The sequence below is a fragment of the Candidatus Neomarinimicrobiota bacterium genome, from assembly GCA_034716895.1.
In the GTDB taxonomy this organism is placed as follows: Bacteria; Fidelibacterota; UBA8477; order UBA8477; family JABMPR01; genus JABMPR01.
In genome coordinates this window covers 1-8,557 of record JAYEKW010000207.1, presented here as the reverse complement: position 1 = coordinate 8,557, position 8,557 = coordinate 1, and the positions used below count along the sequence as shown (strand labels likewise).

The following is an 8,557-nucleotide window of genomic DNA, read 5'->3' as shown; positions in this document are numbered from 1 at the left end:
CCCTCCCACTGCTGATCCATCACCTGTTTAAATGATCGTGGAATCCTGGCTTGCTTACCATTTGATTTTACAAAAACATGCACGGTCTTACCTCAGTCTTCCCAGACACCCATACTTTCAGTTTTTGTGGCCCTGTGCTCAAGAAGTTCCTTAACCGTAGTAGCTGACAGGTCATGCAATTCTTCTTTGATCACACTCTTTAAGATTGATGCTGTCTCTTTGTGATTGCGGTGGGCACCCCCAAGTGGTTCGGCAATGATCCGATCTGCTAGTCCCATCTGAAGCAGATCTTCAGCGGTGATTTTCATGGCTTCAGCTGCTTTTTTCTTCTGGGTGGCATCATGATAGAGAATGGAAGCACAACCTTCTGGTGAGATCACAGAATACCAGGTATTTTCAAGCATAACAAGCCTATCCCCAACCCCTATGCCAAGAGCACCACCCGAAGCTCCTTCGCCGATAACAATGACCAGAATAGGGACTCGAAGACGACTCATCTCAAACAAGTTTCTGGCGATTGCTTCAGCTTGTCCCCTTTCTTCTGCTTCAATACCTGGATAGGCACCAATAGTATCAACCAAAGTAACTACTGGCAAATTGTACTTCTCTGCCAACTTCATTAAACGTAGAGCTTTACGATACCCCTCTGGATAGGGCATACCGAAATTTCTATAGAGATTATCATTGGTGGTACGACCTTTTTGCTGACCAATGATCACCATTTTCTGATCATCAATTTTAGCGATACCCCCAACGATGGCTTTATCATCACCAAATAGTCGATCTCCATGCAATTCCACCCAGGAATCACACATGAGCTCAATCAGATCCAGAGCATGGGGACGATCAGCGTGACGAGCCAATTGAACCCGTTGCCAACGAGATAAATTCTTATTGATCTTGATCGATTGCTCAACAAGCTTTTTACGGAGTTTCTTGATCCCCTTCTGCATGTCCATATTCGAATTATTGGAGAGGATCTCCATTTCAATGATCTTTTGCTCCAGATCATGGATCGGTTTTTCAAAATCTAAAACTGTTTTCGACATATTATTTTCCTAAAATAGCTTTAATAATGATCTCAAGATCAAGTAAACCTGAATGGTTATGGAGGTAATAGTTCAAGAGCGAATATCTTTCTTCTTCACTAAGCTCAGTTCCACCTCGAACAGATTCAAGACTAAATAAGCCCCGTTTCACATCCCACCCATTGTCTTTCAACTCAAGGGGAGAGCCTACCAGGCTTAACTTTCCCCTGATCACCTGTGGCAGCAAGCCTAAATTGCTCCAAAAGTTTTCCTGACCGGTTTTCGAATAATAAACAGCATACTCATGACCAAGCAGGTTGATCTGCTTCTTGATCATTCCCTTTGACCTGACTGCAAATCCCAAAAATGGACGCAGGAAGATCAGAAATAATGGAGCCAGGATCAAATCCTCCAGGCGTTTGATAAGACGTGATCCAGTATGGTAATATTTAAAATCCATATCAACGAATTGTACTGCATGTAAACTTTCTACCGTTGATTTGCCAATGATGAATGACAAATTGCCGGGAACCAATTTAATTTTGACCCCCTGCCTACTCAATGCAGGTAAATATTCGAAGATCTGCTTTAACTTAAAGTTGTCCGAAGTAAATATGACATCATCAATGCGATGATATTGAACCAAATCCAATAGATCGTCAAGTCGGCCAATTATCCGTTTATCCTGATCCTCCGAAGGTTCAATCTCAACAATACCAATGGGTGTGTAGCCCAAACCAAGATTGGTGATTAGTTTGGAATAGATGTCGCCGGCACTTTCCAGATCACCGATGATCAAAGTACGTTGAGTCCCCAATTCAAAATTCTCAGTGCGACGTGAAGAGGCAATGATTCGCCACCCCGGAATCCAGAATAGAGCTCCGATGTAACTGATCAGCATCACCACCCTGGAAAATGCATAATCCTGAAAGAAATAGGTCAGAGTCACATTTATCAGAAAACCCACAGTAGCAGCAAGAATAGACCGACCGACTGAATACCTGTATGTTCTGTATAAACCAACACTTGAGATCACAGCAAGCCAGCTTCCCAAATAGACGGGAAGCACAACTATGTATTCAGAGAGGACCTCAAATGTTCGAAACTTTAAATAAATAGCAGCCAGGGTAATCGCTAAAAGACCCAAAAGATCAAATATGTATCCAATGCTATTCTTGCCAAGCTTACTGATAATGGACAATAGATATCTAATTAAAATACCACCACGCAGGATCCAGTGCAGAGGAAAGCGACTGGTGGACTTGAAATGTTTCTTAGCAAAGATATCCATAGCACGATAGAAGTGGGTCATACTATCCCATGCCGCGACTTTGGAGGACTCACCCTTATAATGAACGATGCTTGTTTCAGGTGTGTAGAATACTTTCCAGCCTGCCTGCCCAAAACGAAAGCACCAATCCAGATCCTCACCGTACATAAAAAATGTCTCATCCAGATGGCCAACAGCTTCCAACGCTTTGCGCCGAATAAACATGCATGAGCCGCTGATAGCTTCTACAGGATAGGCTTCATCTGGATCAAGATGAGTGAGATTGTAACGCCCGAACCATTTTGACTTTGGAAAGAGGTTCGCCAAGCCAAGAATTTTTGTAAAAGCTACCCAGGGTGTTGGAAAGCTTCTGCGGCAAGCCAGTTGTAGACTGCCGTCATCATTAAGTATTTTACACCCGAGTAAGCCAATATCGGAATCTGCTTCCATGCTTTCTATAAGCTTTTCGGCAGTATCCTCCTGGACCAGCGTATCCGGATTCAGAAGCCAGACATACTCTCCGGTAGCTTGTTCAAGGGCTTGATTATTAGCTTTGGCAAAACCTAGATTTTCAGCATTAGCAATGAGTTTGATCTGAGGGAATTGTTCTTTAAGCATCTCGATACTGCCATCCACTGAATGGTTATCGACCACAAATATCTCAGATTCAAGATCCTGTGTTGTTCTTAAAATGCTCTCAAGACACTGTTGTAGAAAAGCCTTTACATTGTAATTGACAATTATAATTGAGAGCTTCATACAACCGGTATGCAGAATGAATTAAGTTTATATTTTCCCAAACAGGGTCATCACGCGTAACCACCAGACGCGCCAGATAGCTTCACGGACAATTGCTTTGGACATTTTACTCTGTCCAACCGTGCGGTCCACAAATAAGATCGGTACTTCCTTAACCCGCTCTGGAGCACGACGCCAGGCTCTGTAATTCATTTCAACCTGAAACGAATAGCCGTTACTGCGTACTTTGTCAAGTTCGATCTGCTTAAGAAATGACACACGCCAACACTTGAAACCGCCTGTCCCATCATTGATCGGCATACGTGTGATGATCTGGATATACTTACTGGCAAAATAGCTCAACATTAAACGCTGAAGTGGCCAATTGACCACGCTGATACCATTTAAATATCGCGAACCAATAATCAGGTCATTGGTCTCGATCTCCTTGAGAAATGTTTCGATGACCTCCGGATCATGGGAGAAGTCACCATCCATTTGGACAACTGTGTCATATTCATGTTCAATGGCATATTTGAATCCTGCAATATAGGCAGTACCAAGCCCGAGTTTGCCTTCACGTTCCATCAGATGCAATTCCGGAGTATTCTTTTGGCGTTCTTTGATCAGATCACCAGTACCATCAGGTGAACCATCATCGACGATAAGAATATCCGTTTTCACCGACAGAGACATAACCTTATCTATCACCAGGAGAATATTCTCTTTCTCATTGTATGTCGGTATTATGGTCAAATTACGAGGCATTCATTTCTTCCTTTAAAAGATCCAGCTCTTCGCTTATGCTCAAGATGGGTATATCCAACTCCTGCTCTATTTTTTTACAGATCAAACCACTTTTTAAGGGTCGTGGTGCAGCCTGATTCAGTTCGACCGTCGAAATTGCATTAATTAAGGCTGAGGGCAACCCAAAAGTATGAGCGATCTTCATCGCAAAAGTATAACGCGAAAGAACCTCTTTGGATCCAAAGTGCCAAATATCCCAGGCCTTTTTATCCACAATCTGATGGATCACAGTGGCCAATCGTCTGGCATAGGTCGGGTTATTATATTGATCATCGACAATATTTACGGGTCTCCCCTGTTGTAACTCACCGATCAACCAGTTCACAAAACTGCTCTTTAACTGAATACCATGACCATACATCACATTTGGTCTAACGACTGCCACCTGACCACCTGCCTCAAGGGCAGCCTGCTCACCGGCATACTTGGATTCAGCATAACAACCGCGCGGATCGCAGCTTTCATTTTCAGTATAAGGACCCTTGTTTCCGTTAAACACGTAATCGGTGGAAATGTGGATCATGGGAATATCCAACTCACGGGAAAGTGTTGCCAATACTCCCGGTACCTTTGCATTCACCGCAAAAGCCAATTCCCGCTCTGTTTCTGCACGATCTACATTTGTATAAGCAGCAGTATGAATGATCACATCAGGGGTAATTCCATGGACATATCTGACCAATTCAGTTGGTTCTGTCAAATCCAATTGGGCCACACCAATATTTTGATCTGATGGATAGATACCCGGTTGCAGATCAATACCACTGATCTTATGATCAGGTGAAAATTCCTGCACCAGGTTTTGACTGAGCAGACCGTTAATGCCGGTGATCATCACATGCATGGGCAGGTCACTTCTCTATTATTTTTAAGATAACCAATGTGGTTATCATGCCTGATCTCATTATTCAGGATGGTAAACCTCCGTGTTAAATGTACGGAAAATGGTTTCCATCTGTCGTAGATATGGAATCTTGTCCTTTTGGGGAGCATGGATAACACCCGACAGTAAGTAAATCCTGTCCTTGACCGGTTCATAAAACCCATAGGCGATAAATGGCCCACCCTTTATCTCCTCTTTGGATTCCCACAAGCCATAGAATTTGGTGGCAGCGTATTGTTGAAACCAGAATGATTCACGGGTCTGAACAGATTGATTAAGCCTGATACTGCCCATCTTGCTTTCAAATGTGTTCTTCAACAAGATTTCCAATTGATTTTCCAGCTCAGTCGAGTCATCAGGCGTTGACCATGTGACAGATAACCACCTGTATGGAAAATCCCGACCCAGCCATACAAATTGCTTTTGGGGACTATTCTCGATCTCAACATAATCATGCATCATCCGCAGATAATAGCCATATTGTTCGAAATAGCTCTCAGCAAGTTCAGATTGTTCTCCAGATCGATATACAAAGGCTGTATTTCGCTCAAACATCTTTCTTTCAATGAATTCGAAGATCTGATCCTGATTAATTCTCAAACGATTAGCCAGGTCAGGCACTGATTTTCCGGCGACCACCAGTAACGCTTGTCCCTGTGCATAAGCATCTTCCTGATAATAATAACCATGGGGGTCTTCCCGGATGCGCGTAATCGTTGAATCCGGCAACATGGAACGTACTTGAGGGGTTACCTCGCTATACACTTCAAGACGGGTCAGAATCATCAGATTCTTATTTAAAATATTCACGCTGAGATCTTCAGCATCGATCCGGTGAAAAGTATATAGGTTCTCAGTCCGGGGAGTTTTATAAACTTTTCCCAAAGTTTCATTCAAAACTGATTCACAGGCTTCCCAATTATCTTCATCACAGACAACGGTAATCACATGATCATAGCCTATGGCATTTTCTTTTGGTTTTTCACACGTTAATACTGATAATATTATCACGGTGAAAGCGAGTATTTTTACTAAGAGTTTGAACTTCATTTTATCTCTCCAAAAACGAATTGATCATGACAAGCAATAAATTTATTCAAATTCAATGCTTAATACAGGAATATATTTGACAATGTTCAGGTTTTGCACACTACTATTAAACCGGCCATGTTAGTCTGTAAGTATGTTTTACATATATAGCCACAAAGTCACTAAGGCACTATGTTCTATAAAATCCCTGAATGGCTCTTTGAGCCTTTGCTTGTCCGGCGCAGCTCTTCGAGCGAAGATGGATGTCTTCGTGGCAAAAGAACTTACACTGCTGCGAGGTGATGACTCCTGATGCATACGGCTATCTCAGGCCAGCTTACTATGTCGAGTAGATCTCTTATGTGCTGCTAAAATGAGAGATCGTCACACTCATTGAGCCTGTTCCGAGTGGAGTCGCAGGGTTCGTTGGCTAAGACGGGAATTGTGAACAGATTGTGCAGGATTGAAAGCGGCCGAATCATTTTAAACTGACTTTTCTGCTATCACAAAATCAGCCAACCCTTCTGAAACTGAAACTGAGGTTACTTTAATACGGACTGGATCTCCCAGCCGATAGGTTTTGCCTGTTCGACGGCCGGTCATACTGTAGTGCGCTTCATCATAATCATAATAGTCATCCGATAAACTGCTGGCGTGGACCAGTCCTTCAACGAAGGTTTCTGCGAGTTCGACAAAAAATCCAAAATGCAGGACTCCGGAGATCACTCCATCGAAACTCTCTCCCACCAACTTGCTCAGATACTGCAATTGCTTCATCTTGATATGATCGCGTTCGGCCTCAACAGCCACCCGTTCTCGTTGAGAGCAATGTACTGTAATTTTATCCAGAGCTTTGATTGAAAGCGCTTGATCCTTTTGACCACCTGTATAGGCTTTCAGCAAACGATGAACGACCAGATCCGGATACCGTCTAATGGGTGATGTGAAGTGAGTATAGGTCGCAAAGGCCAATCCAAAATGTCCCCGGTTCTCGACTGCATAGATGGCCTTGGTCATGGAGCGCAAGGTCACCTTCTCAATAAAATGTCGATAGGGGCTTTCTCTCACCGCCTCAACCAGCTTTTGATAATCCAAAGGTTTGACTGGTGTTGTGATCTTTTGTTTGATCCCTAATTTTTGCAGGATCGATTGCAGCTTTGTAAGATCATCAGTTGAAGGTGGTTCGTGAACTCGATATAAACCCGGCAACTGGGACCTTTTGAATTTCAAGGCGAGGTATTCTGCTGTTATCCGATTTGCAATCAACATGAACTCTTCAACCAGACGGTGGGCTGTTAAGCGCCTGGATGGTTTAATTGAATAGGGAAAGCCCTTTTCATCCAAACTGATGATCGGTTCCGGAAGATCAAGATCAATACTGCCTCGGGCTTTTCGTTCTTTGAAAAGAATTTTTCTTAATTTTTCCATTTCATGAATATGGGATGCATGTTCATGCTTTTTTCCACCAAGGATCGATTCCACTTCTTCATAAGTGAAACGCTGTTGTGATCGAATGACAGCGGGAATGATCTCGTATCGGCCCACTTTTCCAGTCCGGTTGATATGCATCAGACAGGACATACTGAGACGGTCAATACCTGGTCTTAGTGAGCATAAGTCTGCTGCCAGACTTTCCGGGAGCATATGAATTGCTGATCCTACCAGATAGACACTGGTCCCTCGCTTTCGGGCACCTCGGTCAATGGGACTACCGGGAGTCACATAATGAGAAACATCAGCAATATGGACACCCAGGACCCAACCATCATCTTTCACCTCAATTGATATGGCGTCATCAAAATCCTGAGCTGTTTCTGGATCAATGGTGAAACACTTCAACTTTCGCAGATCGCGTCGATTTTCCAGCTCTGCCTTGATACCTGCCTGCGAATAAGATGCCGCCTGCGTCAATGCTTTACCAGTCCACCTGGTTGGCAGATCATGTTGCCTGATGATCAGAGCTATATCCAGACCAGGATCACCAGGATAGCCCAGCACTTCCGTGATCCGTACCAAAGGTTCAGGATGTCCCATTTCCCACTGCACCAGTTCCACAGCAACCACATTCCCATCTTTCACCTGGTTGGGAGGACCTTCTTCTACTGCAAATCGTACACGAATACGCTTATCATCAGGAATGACCCATTCCCCAAACCGATCGAATTGATAGGTCCCTACAAATTGGGTCTGATGACGATGGATCACTTCAATGATCTGACCGTCTGGTTTATCCCCAGACTGTTTCTTAAGGATACGAACTCTTACCAGATCCCTGTGCAAGGCGTGTTCCATGTGTTGAGCTCGTACAAATACCTCAGACCCATCTTTCAGCTCGACAAACCCAAAACCTCTGCTGGTTACTGACAGAGTCCCGGTTTTTTCCTGCTGTTTAGGTTTATAGGCGTATTGGTGCCGACCTTTGCTATCAATCAATCCTCCCCGATATAGCTCTATCAAGACCACCTTCAGCATCCGATAGTTCTGCTCTTTGATATGAGCGGCTTTTAGCAGGGCTCTGGGTTTATACCAGCGACCTTGATTTTGTTTCAATACATCCAGCAACTTTTTTTTGATCATTGATCTATCCATGATACCCTTCCGGAATATTCGATATGTAAAAAACTATTACGAAGACCAAGGCCCTCATGACCAGCCAGGATCAACTTCAGAGGACCGCGTCCTGTACTTAACTGAACTCCCACGCCATAGCCAGTGATATGCCTGACCACCTTGGAATCATAATAAATTCCCAGGTCTAATAAGATCACCAGTTGTGATTGACTTCCCAGTAAAAGATGCAGA

General features: G+C 43.6%; 7 protein-coding genes. All 7 read right to left on the bottom strand.

Annotated features, from left to right (window positions below):
- Positions 1-92 precede the first annotated feature (92 nt).
- A complete protein-coding gene (locus tag U9Q77_12145) occupies positions 93-1,049 on the bottom strand; it encodes an acetyl-CoA carboxylase carboxyltransferase subunit alpha (protein MEA3288109.1) in 957 nt (318 codons plus the stop codon).
- A gap of 1 nt (position 1,050) precedes the next feature.
- A complete protein-coding gene (locus U9Q77_12140; protein ID MEA3288108.1) occupies positions 1,051-3,057 on the bottom strand; it encodes a glycosyltransferase in 2,007 nt (668 codons plus the stop codon).
- A gap of 27 nt (positions 3,058-3,084) precedes the next feature.
- Positions 3,085-3,804 (bottom strand): polyprenol monophosphomannose synthase, encoded by a 720-nt coding sequence (locus U9Q77_12135; protein MEA3288107.1) that lies wholly within the window; start codon positions 3,802-3,804, stop codon positions 3,085-3,087.
- Positions 3,794-4,687: a dTDP-4-dehydrorhamnose reductase gene (rfbD, locus tag U9Q77_12130; protein MEA3288106.1), complete on the bottom strand. Its 894-nt coding sequence runs from the start codon at positions 4,685-4,687 to the stop codon at positions 3,794-3,796. Before rfbD ends, U9Q77_12135 begins: the two co-directional genes overlap by 11 nt.
- A gap of 60 nt (positions 4,688-4,747) precedes the next feature.
- On the bottom strand, positions 4,748-5,776 hold the full coding sequence (locus tag U9Q77_12125) for a DUF4837 family protein (protein MEA3288105.1): 1,029 nt from the start codon (positions 5,774-5,776) through the stop codon (positions 4,748-4,750).
- A gap of 462 nt (positions 5,777-6,238) precedes the next feature.
- Entirely contained in the window at positions 6,239-8,332 is a 2,094-nt protein-coding gene (gene rnr / locus U9Q77_12120) for a ribonuclease R (GenBank protein MEA3288104.1), read from the bottom strand.
- Positions 8,329-8,557 (bottom strand): hypothetical protein (locus tag U9Q77_12115; GenBank protein ID MEA3288103.1); only part of this gene is annotated, 229 nt, incomplete at its 5' end. The genes U9Q77_12115 and rnr, both read right to left, overlap by 4 nt.